General features: G+C 63.8%; 17 protein-coding genes. 6 read left to right on the top strand and 11 right to left on the bottom strand.

Annotated elements, in window-relative coordinates; genetic code table 11:
* Nucleotides 1-200 precede the first annotated feature (200 nt).
* A complete protein-coding gene (locus AC1DE0_RS06030; protein ID WP_478098228.1) occupies nt 201-1907 on the top strand; it encodes a DNA/RNA helicase domain-containing protein in 1707 nt (568 codons plus the stop codon).
* A 478-nt stretch (nt 1908-2385) separates the two neighbouring features.
* On the top strand, nt 2386-2619 hold the full coding sequence (locus AC1DE0_RS06025) for an HNH endonuclease (protein WP_478098225.1): 234 nt from the start codon (nt 2386-2388) through the stop codon (nt 2617-2619).
* A 186-nt stretch (nt 2620-2805) separates the two neighbouring features.
* Here AC1DE0_RS06025 and AC1DE0_RS06020 read toward each other — a convergent pair whose 3' ends face one another.
* The 3 genes from AC1DE0_RS06020 to AC1DE0_RS06010 all read right to left on the bottom strand — a co-directional run bounded on the left by AC1DE0_RS06020 (nt 2806) and on the right by AC1DE0_RS06010 (nt 5495).
* The gene (locus AC1DE0_RS06020; RefSeq protein ID WP_478098223.1) at nt 2806-3786 is read right to left on the bottom strand and encodes a hypothetical protein; all 981 of its coding nucleotides are present in this window, start codon (nt 3784-3786) and stop codon (nt 2806-2808) included.
* A gap of 255 nt (nt 3787-4041) precedes the next feature.
* Entirely contained in the window at nt 4042-4443 is a 402-nt protein-coding gene (locus AC1DE0_RS06015) for a hypothetical protein (RefSeq protein ID WP_478098221.1), read from the bottom strand.
* Between the two features lie 728 nt (nt 4444-5171).
* Nucleotides 5172-5495, bottom strand: a complete 324-nt coding sequence (locus tag AC1DE0_RS06010) for a hypothetical protein (protein ID WP_478098219.1) — start codon at nt 5493-5495, stop codon at nt 5172-5174.
* Nucleotides 5496-5667: 172 nt separating this feature from the next.
* Between AC1DE0_RS06010 and AC1DE0_RS06005 the strand changes: the two genes are divergently transcribed.
* The 4 genes from AC1DE0_RS06005 to AC1DE0_RS05990 all read left to right on the top strand — a co-directional run bounded on the left by AC1DE0_RS06005 (nt 5668) and on the right by AC1DE0_RS05990 (nt 9815).
* Entirely contained in the window at nt 5668-6498 is an 831-nt protein-coding gene (locus AC1DE0_RS06005) for a DUF7669 domain-containing protein (RefSeq protein WP_478098217.1), read from the top strand.
* Between the two features lie 170 nt (nt 6499-6668).
* Nucleotides 6669-7898, top strand: coding sequence for an HU family DNA-binding protein (locus AC1DE0_RS06000; protein WP_478098214.1), 1230 nt, complete (start codon nt 6669-6671; stop codon nt 7896-7898).
* 92 nt (nt 7899-7990) lie between these two features.
* Complete coding sequence (locus AC1DE0_RS05995; RefSeq protein WP_478098210.1) at nt 7991-8803, top strand: hypothetical protein; 813 nt, start codon at nt 7991-7993, stop codon at nt 8801-8803.
* Nucleotides 8804-8969: 166 nt separating this feature from the next.
* Entirely contained in the window at nt 8970-9815 is an 846-nt protein-coding gene (locus AC1DE0_RS05990; protein ID WP_478098206.1) for a nuclease-related domain-containing protein, read from the top strand.
* Nucleotides 9816-10205: 390 nt separating this feature from the next.
* On the opposite strand, the gene AC1DE0_RS05985 is transcribed toward AC1DE0_RS05990, so the two are convergent.
* The 8 genes from AC1DE0_RS05985 to AC1DE0_RS05950 all read right to left on the bottom strand — a co-directional run bounded on the left by AC1DE0_RS05985 (nt 10206) and on the right by AC1DE0_RS05950 (nt 20397).
* Entirely contained in the window at nt 10206-10715 is a 510-nt protein-coding gene (locus AC1DE0_RS05985; protein ID WP_478098202.1) for a hypothetical protein, read from the bottom strand.
* Between the two features lie 158 nt (nt 10716-10873).
* On the bottom strand, nt 10874-11503 hold the full coding sequence (locus tag AC1DE0_RS05980) for a hypothetical protein (protein ID WP_478098198.1): 630 nt from the start codon (nt 11501-11503) through the stop codon (nt 10874-10876).
* A 1281-nt stretch (nt 11504-12784) separates the two neighbouring features.
* Entirely contained in the window at nt 12785-13471 is a 687-nt protein-coding gene (locus AC1DE0_RS05975; RefSeq protein WP_478098194.1) for a hypothetical protein, read from the bottom strand.
* Nucleotides 13472-13661: 190 nt separating this feature from the next.
* Nucleotides 13662-14543 (bottom strand): pentapeptide repeat-containing protein, encoded by an 882-nt coding sequence (locus AC1DE0_RS05970; protein WP_478098191.1) that lies wholly within the window; start codon nt 14541-14543, stop codon nt 13662-13664.
* Nucleotides 14544-15153: 610 nt separating this feature from the next.
* A complete protein-coding gene (locus AC1DE0_RS05965; RefSeq protein WP_478098189.1) occupies nt 15154-16278 on the bottom strand; it encodes a restriction endonuclease in 1125 nt (374 codons plus the stop codon).
* Nucleotides 16279-16923: 645 nt separating this feature from the next.
* On the bottom strand, nt 16924-17760 hold the full coding sequence (locus AC1DE0_RS05960) for a hypothetical protein (protein ID WP_478098187.1): 837 nt from the start codon (nt 17758-17760) through the stop codon (nt 16924-16926).
* A gap of 370 nt (nt 17761-18130) precedes the next feature.
* A complete protein-coding gene (locus tag AC1DE0_RS05955) occupies nt 18131-20233 on the bottom strand; it encodes a DUF262 domain-containing protein (RefSeq protein ID WP_478098185.1) in 2103 nt (700 codons plus the stop codon).
* Entirely contained in the window at nt 20233-20397 is a 165-nt protein-coding gene (locus AC1DE0_RS05950) for a hypothetical protein (protein WP_478098184.1), read from the bottom strand. The genes AC1DE0_RS05955 and AC1DE0_RS05950 overlap by 1 nt, the downstream gene beginning before the upstream one ends.
* Nucleotides 20398-20658: the final 261 nt, after the last annotated feature.

The following is a 20658-nucleotide window of genomic DNA, read 5'->3' as shown; positions in this document are numbered from 1 at the left end:
ACACCGCACGAGTCACTTCGTGCTGCCAGGGGAACTTGTTCGTGCACCTTCTTCGCACCTCCGTTAGAGGCTTCTCGGCCCTGGAGGCACACTTGGCGGATCGTCTTGCTGAGCAGATGAGTATCCAGACCGGTCGACGACCTGCAGCGGGCGAGGCCCGCAGTTGGGAGCGCAGCCTCCCTACCCTTCGAGCAGACCTCGTGTCCGGCGGGCTCGACGACGTCGAGATGCTCATTGAGTACCAGCTGCCGCTGACGAGCAAGCGTGCTGACGTCGTGCTGGCTGGTAAGCACCCCCAGACTGGCCAGCCCTCTTATGTCGTGGTCGAGCTGAAGCAATGGAGCGCCGCGGAGAGCTTCGAGGGCAGCGACACTCTTGTCTCAGTTGAGCAGTATGGACGGCGCGCGGTGACGCATCCCGCGCTGCAGGTCGCCGACTACTGCGACTACCTCTCATCGTTCACCGTGATGCTCGCTGAGCAACCGCACTCGCTGGCTGGCGTTGCCTACCTACACAACGCTACGGACCTCGGCGTTTCGGACCTCCTCCGTCTGAAGCGAAACAAGCAGGGGGCGCTGTTCACCGGTCAGAGTCGTGGAGCGTTCGTCGACTACCTGCGCTCATTGCTCGCACCGGGCGAGAGCGGCGCCGGGGCGGCTGACGCGCTGCTGCGGAGCAAGATCAGCCCCAGCAAGCAGCTGCTTGCGGTGGCTGCCGAAGAGGTGCAGAACAGGGAGCAGTTCGTACTCCTCGACGAGCAACGGGATGCATACGAGCACGTGATGCACGCCGTCGAGCGAGCCCGCCGGTCAAGCACAAAGACGGCCGTCGTCGTGAGCGGCGGCCCGGGCAGCGGCAAGTCAGTCATCGCCCTCTCGCTGATGGGAGAGCTCTCACGCCAAGGCCGCGCGGTCATGCACGCCACCGGGTCGCGATCCTTCACCATGACGCTACGCAAGGTCGCCGGCAAGCGGGCGCCGCGAGTGCAGAAGCTCTTCACCTACTTCAACTCGTTCATGACCGCAGAACCGAATGACCTCGACTGCCTCATCCTCGACGAGGCTCACCGCATCCGCGAGACGTCCGTCAGCCGCTACACCCGCAAGGAGTTGCGCACCGCCGGGCGTCCGCAGATCCACGAGCTCCTCTCGGCGGCAAGGGTTCCGGTGTTTCTCCTCGACGAGCACCAGGTCGTGCGCCCCGGCGAGATGGGTACCGTCGAAGACATCGAGGCGCACGCCGAGGCCCTCAGGTTGAAAGTCGAGCACATCAACCTCAATGACCAGTTCCGTTGCGGCGGATCGGAGGTCTACGTCGATTGGGTGCTGCGCCTCCTTGGTCTAAAGCCTGGCGGGCCGATCCCGTGGAGGGGGGACGATGGCTTCAGTGTCTGTGTTGCAGACACGCCGCAAGAGCTCGAGCATGTTCTCGCGACACGGCAAGACGACGGCTACTCGGCACGTATGGCCGCCGGCTACTGCTGGCCATGGAGTGACCCCCGTCCGGATGGCTCCGTGGTCAACGACGTCGAGATCGACGGCTGGTCGCACCCGTGGAACCTCCGCGGTGACCGCGCAGTCGGTGGCGCCCCACCTGCCGCCCTCTGGGCCAGCGACCCCGCGGGCTTCGGCCAGGTCGGCTGCGTATACACGGCCCAGGGCTTCGAGTACGACCATGCAGGCGTCATCATCGGTCCCGACTTCGTCTGGCGCGAAGGTGGCTGGCGGACGGTGCGGGAGGCGAACCGAGACCCTGACTTCCGGAACCGCACCAAGGTGAGCGACAGTGACTTCGACCGACTCGTTCGCAACGTCTACAAGGTTTTGCTCACGAGAGGTATGCAGAGCGTAACGATCTACTCCACAGACGCGGAGACCCGCGACTTCCTTCGTCGGCTGGTCCTTTGAACCGCGGCCGGATTGTTCGGGGCGGTGAAATGCGTGACGCATCTGGCTCCGCCTGCTCGAGCGCTCCCCAATTGTGACGAAATCGGGCGCAGGCAGGCCGGTCGCAACGTATGTTCGCGCCGATCTGACTTTGAAAGCACTGACGGGGGACTTCGCGTAATGCTCAGGAAGCACGACAATGTCCGACTGCTCTTCGCGCCCGGCCTATTAACAGGCAAGGGCTGGGTCACGCTGCAGATCGGCGTCAGGACTGGGGTGCGGATCAGCAAGCTGCACAAGGCTCAGTGCGCCGACTACGGCTGCAGCAGCAGCAGCAGCCCGTGCGCTGGCGCAGGTGAAGAACCGAACGTACTGGTGGTTCCAACACCAGTTCTGATCTGAGAACGACGGACTGGCCGGCGCCGCAGTCCATGCCCTCATCGTGACTCGGCAGCAGCGCCAGGCTCAGCGGATCGATCGAGCCCAGCGGATAGTTGCCATGGGTAGCGCCCCGCGATCTGCGCCCATCCGTGAGTCCATTCCTGACGATGTAAAACACCTCGTCTGGACTCGTGATCAGGGTGCGTGCCGCAACTGTGGTGCAACTGTAGAGCTGCAGTTCGACCACATCATCCCCGTTGCCATGGGGGGCTCCAGCGAACCGGACAATCTTCAAGTGCTTTGTGGTCCTTGCAATCGTCAGAAGGGCGCCAGCATCACGCTCCACAGATGAGGGGGTCCGAGACGGAGGGCCGGCCCGCCGCTGCGTCAATGGCCTGCAAGCAGCACGCCACGCGGCGAAAAGAGGCAAACGACGAAAGAGGGCACGCGACCCGCGCCCATGTCTACCCAGAGGCCGGACGGTGCCTTCAGGTTGCGATGCCCTCTCGCGCGGGTGCCGGGGGTGAGCGAAACTCGTTCACTGCTGCTGGCGGGCGAGTAGTGCCACGAGGGCTGACTGGCCCTCGACCACCGTCTTGTCGGGAGCGTTGTCCAGGAACCCGGACTCGTCGGCAGTGAAGACAGCCTTCACCAGTTCCGTGGTTATCAAGTCCCGCGTCGTCGAATCCTCATCGGCTGACGCTTGGAAGAGGCGGAACGTCTTGACGGCATTGGCCTTCTGTTGATTCACAACGCGCAGGTGTTGGTTCGCTCGGTATCCCTTCGTTAGGAATCCGATCACGTAAAGACCGAGGCCCAAGATGAAGACACGGACTCCCAGGTCGCGGGCGTACGCACTCCAGGCCGCGTCGTCGGATTCGCTCAGTGATTTGAAGAGGAAGAAGGCACCAATGGCAAGCGCCCCTGCTAGGACACCGGCGGCCACAAGAAAGTTTCGGCCAGCGTTCTTGTGGGTCGTCACCTGCTCGTCGTAGAACTTGGACAGGTTGCTGGCGGCTATGTCGGCTGCAAGTGACTCCGCCTCTCCAACCAGCCGTTGCGCCCGCTCGTGAGTCTCATCCATCTCCGCTCTCAGCTTGGCTAGCCTTTCTGCCTCAGCGGACAGCTGCTCTATGAGTGCAGCAGGTGTCACCCCACCACGGAGGAGGGGTCGATACTGCGAGAGGACCGTGTCGTGAACCTGCTGGACGTCTTGGATGATTCCGTTGCGCAGGCTTGCGGCCTGCTCGCTGTCCACGTCAAAAGCAATCATGCGTTCTACGATCGGAGGCAACAGCTGATACTTCGCCTGAATCTGGTCGACCACGTGCGTCGGGAGCTCGTCCACGTACTCCTGTGCGAAGGCTTGGCCAAGTCGCCGCAGCGTTCGCACTTTACGGACGGCGTCCAGGAAGTTCATGTTGTTTCGGTCGGAGTGCTCCGCTTCATCGAGCCGCTCGTCTGTGAGGGGTTCTAGCGATGCGCGTAGGTCAATCATCTGAGGGCTCTCGTCAGGCATGGGCGAATTGTTGCTTACTCAACGTCCCTGTGGCTCAACTACGTTCTCCTGAGATGCTCGGCACCCCAGGCAGATCCAGCCAACCGGATGGAGCGAGCCGCCCTCGCGGCGGTAAGACGCAGGTTGGCGCAGGACAGCAAGCGCGCAAGTTCGAGCTGCCCAGCGTTTGGGTGCTCACCGAAGCCGACCACTACCGCATCGACTTCTGACTAGAGTTCCACGCAGATCACGCCGGCGCCGGTCCTTCATGCCCTATCAATAGGCCGGCTTGAGCGGCGATGGGCAGTCCGGTGGGGCCTGGTTCCAAGGGGCCATCAGGGCGCCCACTCGTGCATCCGCAAACCAGGTTACAACGCCATCAATAGTGTTTCCACGCTCCTCATCCAAGGTGAAACCAATCGATTGCCCGGGCCTCAAAACAATTCCGGAAGTGCGTGGGACACCGTCGCTGCGCTGGTTATCAAAGGTGCCCACTGTCACCATCTCTAGGATGTTTCCGGCGCCATCGAGGGCGAGGAGCGAGGGCGGGTCGTCAGCGAACAAGAAGACATCGCCGGACGTCGTGTTCTTCAAGACACCATGGGCGGTGACATGCCGGTACGTCTCTTGGGCGAATGGTGCGACCTTGATGCTGGACAGCGGTATCTCAACGCTCATGGTCCCTGTCGGACATTCGGGAGAGTCTGGGGTAGGTCGAGGTTGCTGGCTCGGCATGGGTGCCAGTCGTTCAGTTGGTCGTGGAGATGTCCCGACCTGAGGAGCAACTATCGCAGGTCGGGAAGTCCGCTCCGCGTTCCCATTCGGCTGGGTGGTACGGCTGAGCGGTGGCGGTGGCGGTGGCGGTGGCGGGCTCTGGCTATGAGGTCCAGTCGTAGTCGCGATGCTCTCGGCTGAGGTGGGGGCCGCTGCAACGCTGCTCGCCGCCGGCGAACGGGAGCCAAGCCACCAAACCCCGTAGAACAAGGTAAGTAGGCCAACGACCGCGGCAAGGCAAACAGCCATCAGTCGTCTGCTCGACACCTTGCGCCACATCCCTTCTGGACTGGGACAATATGACACACCTGGCAGACGCAAGGATCACGATGCACGTTGATTCTTAGGCGCGCGCCGTCGCCCGTGGCAGTGCCTGGCTCCGACCCGTACCGATCAGGGCGACTCGCCCGCCCCGCTGGCCAACTGAGATGTTCGAGCTATCGATCAGCGCCGGCTCGTCGGCGGCCACGAGCCAGCGGATTTGTGCCCACGATTCGTACGTCGTCGTTGACCCGCGTCAGCCGTGCCTCATCTTGCCCATCCGCGGCCGAGTGCGGGTCCGCGTCAAAGGCGCGCGAGAGGCGGAGACGGAGCAGCTGGCCAGAGCGGGGTCTAATCGCGGTCTGGAGGGCCTAGCGCGAGTTGGGGGCGGCGGTCAGCTCCAGCCAGCGCGGCACCTGCCGCGGGCACACGGCCGAGAGCACGTTCATCCCCATCATCACCGTGTCAGTCCCAGCATCAGCCGCGTGGACCGCCAAGCGCGTAAGCACCTGCTCGTCAGAACAAGCCGGGGCGTACTCGACATAGAGCTCGTGCCTCTGCTCGTCAGTGATGCCGTTGAGCAGAATGGCGGATGCCCAGTCCGCATTCTGCTCGCTCAGAGTCCCGCCTCCATCAGAACATCCGCCGAGAACGAGAGCTATGCCTACGGCGGCGACTAAACGCATGGGCGACATGGACGGAGACTACGACACAAACAGGGATCTAATGGCCGTTTTGTAACGTCAAGGATGGGACGGAGAGCCCGTTGTCTATCAGACTGCAGCGTCGGTGGGCCATGGATAGAGTCGCATATCTTCGGCTAGACAAACGCCTCATCGGCCCTTCGGCGGTGGGAGCCTTGAACCCATGACGGATCATCGGGCATCCACTGTTTGGCAGCGCCTTCGGGAGTTCACGGCCGCGCAGACAGGCTCGTTTACCTCGCAGGAGGCGATCTCCTGGTTCGGACGACACGCGCCGGGCAAGGCGACAGACAGTTCGATCCGAGTTCACACGCGCGGCGCTAGTTGGAACGTCGCAGACCGTGCCCAGTTCTCGCACCGGGAGCCGTTCCTCACCCGGATTGATCGGGGAGTGTTCCGCCGAGCAACCGCTGAAGAGCTGGACCAGTGGCGGACGAACATCGCGAGCGCCCGCTCAACCGAGCACACCGCGCACCCACAGGGCGATGGATACCCACGCGAGGAAGCAGCGCCCGACGACGGAGCCTCAGATCGGTCGGACGGAGCCCTTCGAGGAACGACGCAGATCTCGGGCGAGTGGCACACTGAGGCCAATGTGCAGTCTTCCCTGGTAACCGCGCTGGTGAACGCGGGCTGGCGCATCCTGTCGGTAGCGAACACCGCGACCAAGGAGCACGGCATCGGCGTGATTGCAGTTCGCGATGACCAGACGGTCGGCATTGAGGTGAAAGGGTTTCCAAGCCGCAACTACGCGGACCCGGCCCGTGCCGGTGAGGCGAAGCGGACGACGCCCAGCACACAAGCAGGGCACTGGTACTCGCAGGCCGTACTTGCAGCAATGCGCCTACGAGGCAAGGAGTTGTCGTGGCGCAGCGTGATCGTGCTGCCGGACTTTCCGCGGTACCGCGAACTGCACACTCAGACGGTGGGCTCGCTAACGGCCGCGCAGATTGAGGTCTGGTGGATCGATTCCGGCGGCGCTCTGAGCGACTGACCGTTCACCCGTGACTTGCGGCGGTAAGACGCGCATAGCGGTGCGGCGCATGATCGCAGCCAGTGCTCGTGCGGTCCGCTGTAGTTAGGGTTTCGCGCGCGTCCGATCATTCGAGATGAGGGGCCCCAGTTTAGGGTCGAGACTCCATCCGTCAGCAGGGGAGGGCAATCATGAATCGCCGTCAGCTCGTCGAAGAACTCGGCCCCCGGCTTGGTGGCGTTGACAGGGCTGACGCCGCCCTATCGGCCATCGTCGAGATCGTGGTCGGCCAAGTAGCCGCAGGCGGCTCGGTGGCCTTGGATGGTTTCGGGACCTTTGAGCCGGCGAACCGTAGGGCCCGCATTGGGCGAAACCCGCGAACAGGCGAGGCGGTCCGGATAGCGCGCTCCCGGGCTCCGAAGTTCAGGGCCGGCCGCCGCTTCAGAGATGCGGTGGCCGATCCCAAACGCCTGGACCCTCCGGCTGCAACAGGCAGCCCGCAAGCGCCGCGGGCCAGCCAGCGCTCACGTGACACCTTCCTCTTTACGAACAACCCGAAGAGGTGGGAACTCGACGCGGACGACCTGGCCGCTTGGGTTGCAGCGACTGCTGCAGGGCACTTGGTCGAGGGAAGATGGTCGACCGGCGCGACAACGAAGAAAATCGTTCCGGGTGACCGAGCATTTCTGCTGCGCCAAGGCGTAACCGGCAGAGGCTTGTTTGCTAGCGGCACCGTTGACTCGAACGTCTTCCAAGCCGAGCACTGGGACGGGGGCGGGGGTTTGGCTAATTACGCCGACGTTTTGTGGGACACGGTCCTCGACCCCGAAGATGCACTCCCGATTGAGACCCTTTTCTATCAGTTGCCTGAGGGACAATGGGAACCGCAGGCCAGCGGAAGCCAGGTTGACGCGGCGGTGGCCGAAAGGCTCGAAAGTCTCTGGGTTCAGCACGTCGCCGCGGTCCGCAACGCTTCGACCGTCACACATGCTGCCGGATCACACGGTGGGCAAGGACGCCTCCTTGATACAAAACTCCGCAAGGAGATCGAAGATCTTGCGCAGGCACGACTCACCAAGCTCTACGAAGACGACGACTGGGCGGTGGGCGACCTTCGGTACGGCAACCCGTTCGACGCCAAAGCCACAAAGGGGGACGAGACGATCTACCTCGAGGCCAAAGGCACTGTGACGAAAGGGGATCGAGTTATCGTCACCCGAGGCGAGGTGGCTTGGGCGCGCAGCCACCCCGGAGCGTGCATCATGGGGGTTCTATCGGGACTGACCCTTCAGGCGGACGGCTCAATCGATCCCGGTAGCGGCACTCTGCGGCGGTACGCATGGGACGCCGAAGAGTGCGACCTCGAGCCCCTTGATTACGACTTCTATCCTCCCGCCAGCGCGGCTATCGACGTCAAGTAGCTGCCATCCTGCAGTGTGCTTTCCGCGGATCGGCGACTGACCCCTGAGCGGCGAAGTGACGCTTCGCCAAGCTTCCCGAGAGAATGCCGCTTATGAACAGCTTGAGGGCCGGTCAGGCTGTCGCCGTCTGGAACGTGCTCGACGGCGTATGGAGCGTGCGTGAGGTATATCGCCGCGTCGAGTTCTTCATCGATGAAGTTGGTGTTGGCGAACTGATTCGGACGCGAGAGCGCACCGTCGTCGAGGACCAGGTGAGCCCGTTCAATGTATCGGCCGAGCGGGCGGGTGCGGCCCTGGTCGGTGAAGCGCCCTTCGAGGACTGGCTTCCTGACCCAGCTCGGGTGCCACTTCTGATGTGTGAGTGCGGCGACCTGCTGTGCGGGGCGCTCATGGTCCGGCTGACCCGATCCGGTGACACAGTGCAATGGGCGGACTGGGCCTGGGAGCGCTTCTACGAGGACGCCGAGCCCGTCAACATGCCGTCGGTGACGTTCTGCGTCACGGAATACCTGGAGGCGGTCGGGGACGCGGTCCAGCGTGGGGGTGACGGACCGAGACTGCTGACGCGGGTCCGGGTCCGCCGACCGGGCCCGTGGTGGCGTAACTTGCGGCGAGTTCCCGAGGAGCGAACGGATCGGCGCACCATGCTCGGGTGGCTTGAGGCGCAGGCGGTTACACCGGACCTTGCGGCCGCTGAAGGGGACTACTTCAACTTCTTAAGCGAACTGGATCAGGCCCAATCCCTAGTAGCCGGAGTCGGCGGCAAGGTCTCGAAGCTGTCGTCGACTCAACGAGGGGAGGCACGTCGGAGTCTCGATGTCGTCATGGCGTCCCGCCACCGTCGGGGTTTGCCGCTGGACACCGTGCGCGCGGCCCAGTGGTTCTTGGCTCTACTACATGAATGATCGGTGACAAGGGGTCTATGGGTGCGCCTTGGCTGTGCCCTGCAGTCTCAGGCCGTGCCCCGATAGCGCGAAGTCGGATCTCGTGTGTGGCGCCAGGCGGCGATGTGACGCAGTTTCTTCTGCCGTTTCTTTCGGTTCATGAAGGCACGCCGCATACGGTGACCGAATGGACGGGGGAGTCGACGAGAAGCGCATGCGCCTGCGCTACGCCGGAGTTTGTCGAGTCTGTCAGGCGGAGCTGCCGGCAAAGGCGCCGGCGATCTACGAGCGGACGAGCAAGACGGTTCGATGCATCGACCACGACGTGACTGCTCCAACCGACGAGATTGCCATCGGAGGTCTCGAGCCCGCTTTCGTGGACGTCGTCGAGTCCGGCACCGCGGGAGCATCGGCCCGGCGCGAGTTCGAGCGGCGCAAGGCAAAGCGTGAAGAACACATCCGGACCAACCACCCGAAGCTGGGCGGCCTCATCCTCGCGCTCTCCGACGAACGACAGTCAACGACGGCCTGGGACACCGGCGCTGCCGGAGAGGAACGTCTCGGCAAAGGCCTCGACCGGTTGGCATCGGACACCCTCCGGCTGTTGCATGACCGGAGGATCCCGAAAAGCAGGGCGAATATCGACCACATCGCAGTGACCCCCAACGGCGTCTACGTCATCGACGCCAAGAAGTACCGGGGCCGCCCGCACCTTAAAGTCGAAGGTGGGCTCTTCCGGCCCCGCGAGAAACGACTGCTCGTCGGGTCACGCGACTGCACCAAGCTCGTCGACGGAGTGCTCAAGCAAGTCGAGATCGTGCGCGAACTGCTCGACATGGAAGTTCCGGTCCACGGTGTGCTCTGCTTCGTCGAAGCAGACTGGCCGCTCATTGGCGGAGCGTTCACCACCCGTGGTGTGCAAGCCCTCTGGCCCCGAAGGCTCTATCCCCAGCTTGAAGCCGAAGGGTCCCTCCACGCCGAGACCGTCGCCGACATCCACCGGAAGCTCGCCCACGCACTTCCGCCTGCCTAACAGGGGCCGCGTGCGCAGAGGCGGCGGAGGGGGCACATCGACGCGCGCCTGGAGGCGGACCTAGCGTGTTGGGATGATGTTCAGCCGAGACCTTCGCGAGCGCGTTGCCGGCGGCGAGGTCACGGTCTCGATCAGGCTCTGGAGCAGGCCGCAGGTCAAGGAGGGAGGCCGCTAAGGACTGCCGGAGTCGTCATCGAGATCGACTCCATCGAGGTGCTGCCTTTCTCGGGCCTGACCGACGACGACGTTGCCGCATCAGGCGATGCCGATCGCGAGTCTCTTCGGGACAGGGCGGCCCACGCCGGGCCGATCGGCGACAACACCCTTGTCCACCGAGTCGAGTTCCACGTCGTGTAGCTACAGGCGGCGGATAGACGCTGCTGCCGACGCCTACTTCTCCGGCGTGGTTAGCAGTTCGAGGAGCGAGCGCCACAACGAGGGGTGGGCCCTGTTCCATTCCGCCAGGGTGACGATGCGATCCTCTCCGATCATCTCGGTGATCGTCTGGCGCTGGCTCTCAGTGAGGTGAATGGCGAAAGAGGTTCCTTCGTCGGCGAGGCTGGCGACCTCGGCGCGATCATGACGCCAAAAGGTGGCGTCGTAGGCGTGCGCGGCGAACGTGATGAACGCGTCACGCACCGCAGGATCATCAGTCGGCTGACGGCCGCTCTGCAAGTACGGCTCGCCACGTCGGCGCTGGGGGACGAAGCGTTCGATCAGCAGTTCGGCGGCATGAACTGCGTGCATGGGCCACGTGTCGCGCATGGACCAGGGGATGTCAGTTTCTGCCGTGGCCATCTCGTCTTGTACGAGGGTGAGCGCTGCTCGACTTGCAGCCCACAGGGCTTCGTCATCCAGGTCCTCCAGATGGAGGAGGTATTCGACGCGGTCGCTGGGCATACAGCGAGTCTTGCAGGGCGCAGTCATCGGCGCCTCACTCTTCCTGTGTCAAGCCACAACGCCAATCCCTTGAGGCGCAACAGGCCGCTCACCGGAAGAACTCGCGGCGGAGTGACTCACTTTCAAATCACATTTACTGCAAGTGAATCGGCAGTAAGTCACAACTTCGAGGTGACCCGCCACCCGTCGCGCTCAAGCTGTTCGCGTGAGTACGTCAGTTCGCCTCGGTGAGTGATTGAAACGCGATAGAATTTGGCTGCCGGCACGACGGCTTGCCAGTGGAACACGCAGCCGCGCTTGTTCAATGTGCCGCCTCGCAACTCAGATGTCGCCAGAACGAGCCCACCCTCGTTCTCCACAACCACCTGCGCTCCCACCGTCAGATCGCTGAAGCCGCCGCCGGACCCAAGGGGGCAAGAATAGGTTTTCCCGGCACCGATTCGGTCCAGGAAGACACTCATGCGATCGAGTTGGTCTCCCGTGAGCTCGCTCAGAGGCTGGCCGGGGTAACCGCCTACCTGAACAACAAGGGCGCCGTTGATGTCGGGAACCGTGATGTCTCCGCTTAGTGTGTGCGTAGCCGAAGCCGCTGCTTCTGCTTCCCGCTGAGCTGCCTTTGCCGCCTCGGCTTCCGCCTGGGCCTTGGCCCTCGCATCGGCCTCCTTGGCGGCCTTTGCCTCTGCTTTGTCTCTGGCCGCCTCCGCCGCCGCAGCTGCTGCCTTTGCGTCCGCTTCTGACTTTCTTGCGGCTGCAATCTTCGCAGCGGCATCGGCTCTGGCGGCGCGCACCGCAGAGTCGTCGGGTCCGCTGCTAATTGGTGACGGCGAGTCCGCCGTTGGGACTGCGGACGGGCTATCCGCTCGACCGTAAGCGACATCGGAGTTTGACGACCGTGGCGCGGCGTCAGATTCGCGTAGAGTTGCTCCCAGCCCGAGGGCCACTAGCAGTACCACTACTAGCCCCAAACAGACCTTGTAGACCCTCATCGCTACTCTCCCTGACATGAGCTGCCGTGCAGAACGGGGACGCTATAGGAGTTCTCGAGCGCGCGCGCACGTTTGGCCTATATCGGCCTGATCTCGCATCACGGCCGAGCGACTGGGTGACCTTGTACCGGCGTGGCGTCGAGCGGACGACTGTCTCGCATCGCCCGACGGTGCACGATCGAGCCCCTCGCGCGGCGCGAGGAATCTCTGTACTGGCTTTATGGCGCCTTCGGCGCGAACAACGCGGGACTGGGCACCCATCGCTCCCGGCCTTGCCAGCGCATATGCGCACCCCGCGCTGGCTCATCCCCAAGGCCCCTCAGCGGACGCGAAGCTCCGTCACCGCCGAAGTGGGTCCACCTGGATGATGCGGAAGCCAGGGCCACTTCGTCGGGGGGGCCTTCTTCCACTCGGGCACGCGACCACCAAGCGTCACCGCAAGGACGAACACGGCAACCAGGCCGTACGACTCGCGTGTTAGCGGGTGACCCGCCTTGGCCATGAGCCAGGCGTATCCCGCGACTCCAAGGCAGAGACAGCTGTAGAACACGACCATGGGAAGCCATGTACGCCGCACGTAGAACAGCGGCCAGCCGGGCGGCACGGGGGGCCAGTCTGCAGGCGGCTGCCAACTGACGCTCGGAATCCATCCGCTCTCTTGAACCACCCACCCAGGCGGCGGGTTGAACATGACCTTCTTCTGCATCGCGTGCCTCCCTGACAGTCAGCCGCGATCCTGCCCCACGTTGCCCTGGTCCGAGAGGGATTTGACCCGATTCCCTCGGTCGCCGGGTCGGATTCCATGAGTCTCCTCCGCGCGGATGAGCATCAGCCCCCTACGGTCACAGCCATGACCGCTCCGAAGGACCGGGACGGCTTACGAGCTCAGCCGTGCCGGCGGGCGGCGACCAGTACCCCGGCCCCGGTCAGGCGCGACACGAAAATGCGCTCACCCACAGTCCCGGCACGCCAACGACGTCAACTGTACGGGCGGCTCGCGGCGGAAGGACGCAACAGGCGAGACTGTGCTCACCGCTGGCCCACGAGTCGCGCGAGTGGAGGCTTCCTCCTCAGTCCACCCGACTACGGTGAGGGGCGCTCTAGCCAGCGCCACTCGGTATCCCGGCCCGTCTCAGCGTCCAGCCGTCGTCCATCCAAGGTCGCGAGGCACTCGCGGGCGAGTCGCAACTCGTCGAGTCCCGATTCACCCGAGCCTCGAAGGTCGCGAACCGCGATTGCTGTGTGATTCAAGGACTCCGTGGCGATGCTCAGTGAATAAGCAATTCGATGGAAGGTCGCCCGCCGGCTGAGAATCTCGTTCTTCCCGTACCTCGTTGCACGGCGGCCGAGGAGGCCGTCCGAGTGGCCCCATCTCATGTCTGGATACCACTCGTCATGCACGATCCGGTTCCGATAAAGGGACAGCCGCCGGAGCGGCACGAGACACTGAAGTGCTACGGCTTCGCAATCGTGATGGAGCGGCGATGCGTTGGAGTTCCACGACCAGCGCTTTGGACCTTTGATCAGGTTCTCGACCTGATTGATCTGCCCGCCCATCGTCGAGTCCTCCATCATGAAGTACACGAACTCTGAGTCGGCGACAGCGACGGCGAGTTCCTGCAGGGCGATGGTCGCCCAAGCCGATGTAGCGACGACGCGCCCGATTGCTGATGTCATCTCTGGCCAGCCAGCTTGCTCGTCCTGGACTGTTAGCTCGAAAGCCTCATGCATCTCGACAGGATTCCGTCTGACCGTCGACGTGCGGCCCATCGACACGCTCCAGGGTCACGTCCAGATCCCGAGGGCAGCGGGTGGAGGGGCTAGTCCATAGTGGCCTGACCGTCCTCTACGAGGTAACTGACGTTCGACGCTGGCGCCGACGATGGGCGCGCAGGGAAGGTTGCGCGGCGCTGGGACACGCCCATCAGGCGGCGGTAAGACGCAGGTCCCCCCAAACTGGCTACCGTCTCGTTGGCCGCGGAATCGACATTTCATGCGCACCTATCCAGGCTCCTGCACACGTGTCTAGCGCTGGCGCTCTAAAGCCGATCGGCCATCTGGTGCGTGAATCCACGCAAGAGCCGGCGAACGTTGCGCCGGTCAACGTGGCTCCCGTGAAATCTGCCCCGGCTAGGCGCGCACGGTCCAACCGCGCGTTGCGGAGTTCCGCGTACGTCAGGTCTGCCCTGGTCAAGTTAGCCCATTCAAGGCTGACATGGTCGGCATGAATTCCGTTGAGGAACGCTCCCTCGAGATTGACGTCATTGAAGTTAGCCCGAGTCAGCTGCGCGCCGTTCAAACGACTGCCCTTCGCGGATGCACCGTCAGGCAGTCCCATGCCAATGGTCACCACGTCTCGACCCACCAATGTCGTGCCCGACATCTCAATTGAACCTTGTCCCATGTCTGCGTCGGTGAGATCTGCGTCCCCCAACCGTGCGCCATCGAGGACAGCCTCTCCGAACTGGACCTTGCGCAGATCAGCACGCTCCATATTTGCCTGAGGAAGCTGCGCGCGTTTGAAGTTGCTCGTCGCTAGGGTCGCCTCACGTAGGTCCGTCCCGTCAAGTCTTGCGCCGGAAAAGTCGGCGGCACGGAGTTTCAACCCAACGAAGCTCTGCTGTCGGAGATCCAGCGAAGAAAATGGCCGCTCCTCCAGGGCCATGGAACTGCGGTCTCGCACGAATCGAAGGTTTTCGAGTTGTTCTGCGCGCGTTGCGAGCTCGGCCGACTGCTTCTCCGACTCTCGGGTTAGCTGAACCGAGAGATTGTTACCTACGATGGCAAGGACGACGGATACAGCTGCTGCGAGACCGAGTTCCACCCAGACGGGTGTAGCCATGGTGAGGAACGTCCCGCCAGAATTGCGTTCGGCCAGACGTCGAGACCGTCGCGGTTGACTTGCCGTGGACCTAACCCTCATACCTCATGGACGCTACCCATCCAACCAGCGTTCCGGGCGTGGAATTCTGACATGGGCTACCGTCCGTGTACGGGGCGGCCAGATGTGCGCACTACGCGCGTCATTGCGTCATGGAACTGACGCCCTCACCGCGCCGTGGTGCACCTCGCTGTCTGCGCCCTCGCACCGCCTGCAGCCTGGCTCGCTCAGTTGAGAGAGGCGTGTCGCGTGGTCGCCCGACCCGACCGGCCTACGCGCGTTCGGGTCTGCCGCCCTGGTCGGTGGTGGCGTAGTTTGCGACCACTTCCGAGGAGCGGGGGGTCGGCACGCTTGCTCGGATGGCATGAGACCCAACCGGACACACCGAACGTCGCCGCCCCAGGCAGTGACTACTTGGAGTTTGAGGGCGAACTGGATCAAGCCCAGTCCCTAGTAGCCGGAGCCGGAGGCGAGGCCTCGAGGTATCCGCGGCTCATCGCGCGGAGGCACCTCGGAGTCTCGTCACGCCACCGTCGAAGTTTGCGCTGGGTGCCATCTGCCTCGCAGGCCTTCAGAGCTGAATGCGCAGGCCAGCGCGTCGAGCCATGTGCGAATCCACCCAACCCCGCAAGCTCAACCCGGTCTGTGGGTGCACGAAGTAGGCCCACACGAGCGCCAGCGAGACGAAAGAGCCACCCTCTGTGAGTCGGACGAGCTGATCGTAGGCCCGCTGGTATCCCGCCACCGACGACGGCCACCCGTCCTCGACCACCGTCGGCAGCGTGCGCATCAACTGCTCCACCTCCGGCCCCAGACCTTGGGTGGGCACCGTCGTGGCGACGACCGCAGGACGCGCCTGTGGCAACGACCGGGACGGGCGCCGCCACCCGTACACGGCGAATCCCACCGCAAGGACCAGAGCGACGACGAACGCGCCGAGGTTCGGCCCGCTCACCGTGCCGATCCGGTGCTCGGCGGTGCCCTCCGTCGTGGTGGACCCCAGGTTGGCCAACGCCGAGATAGAGAACAGGCCAGCCAGGATCCACGGCCAGTAGCGCAACCAGAACATCCGGCCCCGGCCCCCAGCAACGCCGCTCACGTACTCGGCGAGACCGGAGCGCTGCAGGACCTTGCTCCGGCCCAGAAGGCGCGCCAATAGGGGCGGGCGCGGCGTCGACTCGTACGCCTCGTATGCCCACCTGCGGACCTGCTCAACGTCGAAGTCGACGAGTGCCTCGATCAAGAGGGCTTCGTCATCGTCGTCGTGGGCGACGGCATCGAGCGCCGGGGGGTATGTGTAGTGGCTCGAGGGCGAGTCAGGATGCTCTGGGCGCCGCATCCCGGTGACGAAGCGCGCCGGGTCGTTCACCGGTGTCATCCGACCTAGCAGGTCGTAGCGGAACAGCGCCACTGCCATGGTGTCGGCGTAGGTGATCGCCTGCTGCGAGTACCCAGCCCCGGAGAAGAAGAACAGCTGCTTGTGTGAGTCATGGCCGGCGGCCCCGACCAGGCGCTGCACCGCCGGGGCACCGACCTGCGCGGCCTCGAACTTCACCTGACCCAGCGCAGAGCCGGACAGCACGTCGATGCCGCCGTCCGCGCCCGCAGCCGTCACGTGCGCGTCGGCATGACCCCAGAACCGCATCCAGACGGCCGCGTTCACCTCCGCGACCTGCCACGAGTCGATCTGGGTCACCTGCGGCTGCTCGTTCACGTGCTCCCCTGTACCCGCGAGCGCCCGCGCGGCGCCGGTCCTATGTCGTGCCGCGTTGCGGCTATGCCATCCCGGGCTCAGCCCGCGCTGTCGAAAGGCAGCGTACGGCCCCGGGGTGACGTCGTGGCATGGCGGCCATCGCAGCGCCATCCAACGTCGCGGGCCAGAAGTTCGAGATCAACATGTTCCTGTGGGGCATCGTCGCGCCAAGCGCCTCTACCCCAGAGGACCTGTCTGACGTTGTCAGGGCAGGGTTCTACCCTAGGGGCGGCTGGGGACGGCGAGTCCTTCGACATCGCGCGAGTGCCAGAGAGGGACATCGGCCTTGGGACCCAGCGTACGGTCCAGTGCTGTGGCCTCTGTCGTATCCACTTGGACGACGGCCATGCCGCCGTGGCCAATCGCTACCTGGACTTTGAGAGGGCACCCGCGCAACAACGACCTGACGGGGTCGCGGTCTGCGTCGCCCTTCGGACACGGCGCCTGTCAGGCGGCGATGTGACGCAGGTTCGGACCGGCATGAGCGTGGGTCGAAGGCGCTCCATTTACTGGCGCCTCATGAGTAGTTGAGCGTCTCGGTTGAGTGGCGCGAGTGGTCGCAGCGCGCATGGAACGAGGTGCTCAGAATCAGATGCCCTTAAAACCCGGCGACCATGCCAAGTCCAAGCCGACGGCTTGCGCCAACTCGATCCACCGTTCGTCGGAAGGACGGGTCTCCGTGATGAGGTGCGCCTTCACATTGGCGGTGCCGGGCACGGGCCTGCGTATCAGTTGTTGCCGATAATCGAGCAGCTGACCGACGCCGAGCCGAAGCTGCTGATCCTGGTTCCCGTCGGTGAGGCTCTTAACCTCGGCGATGTGGAGCATGGACGGGTCATGGGCGTCGATCCAAGCCGCGTCCACTTGCGGACGGTCGATGCGATGAATGGATGTCGGCGCGAGATGCGTGAGCAATGCAGCCAGAACGTCCTCGTGCGCTTGGCTCCCGCGATCGAGAGCCGAGAGGTCGACGTCAAGCAGCGACAGATCGTGGCGTCCGACCTCCCGCAAGCGGAAGGGGAGCAGCTGCGGGCGAACCGGCTCCGGCCTCTTGATCTCAACCCCGCCGTCCGCGGCGCCGCGACTTTCCAAGCACTGGGCCGGTTCCCCGCGTAAGAGGACGCTGATGCCCGCGTCGTCGACCATGCAGATGTGGTTACCGTGTTGCCGTTGCTCCTCAACAAAGATCACCCGCTGGCTCCGGTCGTGGAGCCAATCGCTGGCGGTCCACCGAAGCTGGCCGACCACCAGAAGGTCGGCTTGTCGGGTCCTGTCGCGGAACCGTCCTCCCTTTGCTTCCATCAACTCGCGAAGTTGTGGACGAAGGACGTGCCTACCGTCGACCCACGTCTCGCCGGTCAGCATGAACTGAAGGCCGCTCAGGCCGTTTACTACACCACGGCAGTCACGGCTGTTGACACCCATGTCGTCCCCCAACTTCCCTTTGCCTTACGCGACGGAGTCAGAAGGGTCGCGGGCCGCAGTACCCACGTCTCGCGGCCCCGGCCGCATCGAATTGTCGCTTCGCCATTGGTCTGGGGCCGGCCATGCTCCGCAGGCGTGCGCTCCAGACCGCGCCGACCGGCGGCGATATGACTCACCTTGTAGGCATGGGCCGATGCCCTTGGCGTTCCGTCGGTGGTGAAGACTTGGCCATAGTGGATCGCCGGCAACCCATCGCCGCCCAAGTTCTTCTTCTGCAGCCCATGCCCGCGGACAAATCCCCCACCTCGCCGAGGGTCTTGAACTCAACCCCGTCCCGACAGTGCTCAGCAATGAGGTCGCCGATGCTGGCTCATTCGATTGGCCTATCAACGAGCGCCACCAACTCATCGGTCTGCATCTTCTGGGCCGGATCAGCCTTGCCGTTGATGAACTGGAGCCCCTCTTCGGCGAGGACATCCACTGGGTCCTTGCCGGCATGTTCGGAATTCGCTCCCCACTTGAATCCCTCAGCGATGCGGCCGTCGTACGTCATCACCCGGTAGGCATGCTTGCACTCGGTGCACTTCGACACGTGGTTGGCGAGCGGCTGCGACGCCGTGCCGACGATCTCCGCTAGGTAGTAGTAGCCGGTCCATCGACCGGGCGGAAGGACCTCGAGAATTTGGTGGAGCAGGCTCCAGTCAAAGCCCCGGCCGACCGCGACTTGCGTGCGGTACGCGTCGGCGACTTCGTCGGACAGCTGCGGCCTTGGCCACAGCTGCAGCGCCTTGGCCGCCAACTTCTGCGCGCGCTCTTCGATCAACGCAGCATTCCACGTGTCGAGCTCCGCGAGGCCCTGATTCAGCAATAGAGGGCTGACCTTGAAGCCGCCGTCCATGTCGCGCTTGTCCGGGAAGTCCTTGTCCGAGTATTCCGGGTTGTAGCCGGTCAGTGTCAGGTTGCCAAGCGTGTGCAGCAGTCGCTGGTGGTCTTCGCGCCAATTGTCTCCCAGGGCGTTCTTCCACCATGGTGACAGGTTCTCGTTCTGCGGCATGACGTGCTCGACGGTGAAGCCTTGCGTCTGGACCTCCTCCTTTCGCCGCTTGAGGCCATTCCCCGTCTCGATATGATTCTCCATCTCGTGCAGGAAGTAGCTCTTGCGGCCGAGCTTATAAATATTGCCGGTGCGGAGCGCCTCGGCGAACTCCTCGTCGGAGGGAAATTCCTGGCTTCCGCCGTACGCGAGCAACCGCCCGACGACCTCATCCGTGATCGGAGCGTCGCTCGTGACAACCGCCAAAGCCGCGAAGGTCTTGTTAAGAACGTTGGTCGGGATCCGGCAGATGCTTCGCCGCAGGAGATACGACCTAACTGCCTGCAGAATCGAGATGAAGTCCTCTCGCGAAAGCGCGTTCTCATCCTTCTGATACTCGGCGTAGAGGCGCAAGCCGAGGGGATAGAAGATCGTGTCTTGCAGCTGCCGCAACTCTCCAAACAGCCGACGGAGCTGCTCGTTTGGCTCGGTACCGAGAACCATGTGTGCGAACCAAGTGGCGTGCTCGTGCAACTCCGCAGCATGGCTCGCCCGCCAGTTCGCATCAAGGGATCGGGTGTACGCCTTGAACGCTTCGTAGATATCACCGAGTCGCGGAACGCCGCCCGTCTTCAGCGTGAGGTAGCTGCGGACGAACTCGCCGAACCACCACTCGTCATCCCCACTGAACAACTCCTCCATCGGGCGCCAGTATGACTCGTAGAGCTCTCGTTGAGCTTCCTGCTCCAGGTCCATGAGGACGTAGTTGCGAACGAGGTCGTTCTGCTCAAGCGGCTTGCCCGTGGCATTCATTGACTCAAAGACCAGCTGCGGGTCGTCAACTCCCCGAGCAAGCTCGATGTCCACCACTTCGAGCTTTGTTAATCCCGTGCAGACATTCTCGAGATTGACGCCGGCATCCCTGAGTTTGACGGAAAAGAACTCGTAGGTGTCCCGGATGCGCGAACGTCCTGGGGCAAGGGGTGCGCCTTTGATCAGGGCCTTCAGGGTCTCGTTGTCAGCCTTCGAGAGCACGAGTTTGAAGAACCGCTCGCCGTCCTTCAGGGGGTTGGTGAGGTAGTTCGCGCGGATTTCCTGGGACGTGAATCCATCGGCCGGTTCGCGCTGGTCCTCCGGCAGCGTTCCCAAATGGTCGGCAAGCGCCAGCAAAAGCAGACTGACAGTGGTCACTCGCTGTTGGCCATCAATCAGCAGATCAGGCTCGGTCGACGTCCGGGTGCCCTGGCCCTTGCCGATGTAGACGATCGAGCCGGTAAAGTGATTCGCCGTCGCGCTGGTCGCACCCGCCCGCAAGACGTCCTCCCACAGCCGCCGGACGTCGGATGGCCGCCACGAATACACCCTCTGGTAGATCGGCACCACGAACTGGCGCCCCCCGATACCAAGGGCGTCGAGCAGTTTCGCTGGGTTTGCCTGCATCAGCGCTGTCCTTCCAGGTCGGCGACGATCGCGTCGATCTCGGCGTGGAACTTCGACTGGCTCTCGGCGATACGGGCGAACTCGGCTTGAGTTCGGTGATGTCGACGGCGACGCGCGCGTCCCCCGCCCTGCTCGTAACGCTCACCGAGGCAGTCTTTCAGCACACGCGATGATTCAGGACGAACCCCCACGATTTTGTGAGGTCATAACTGTAAGGATCGGGCTGACGCGCGACAGGCGAACACATCGACTCCTACTGGTCGACGGCATGCTTCGGGCCATCGCCACCGAGGTCCCAAAGTCATCCGGGCAGCTCTAAGACCCCTCCCTCCTACGTGCCGCAGACGCCGTCCGCATTTCGTGGGTGGTCGGTGGAGCGCCTCGTCACCGGAGACGACGCCAGTGCGGCAGGCGACGGGCCTTGT

This window comes from Terrabacter sp. 05T424 (assembly GCF_056396225.1).
The sequence above is the reverse complement of the archived record's forward strand: the minus strand, read 5'-3'. Positions and strand labels throughout refer to the sequence as shown.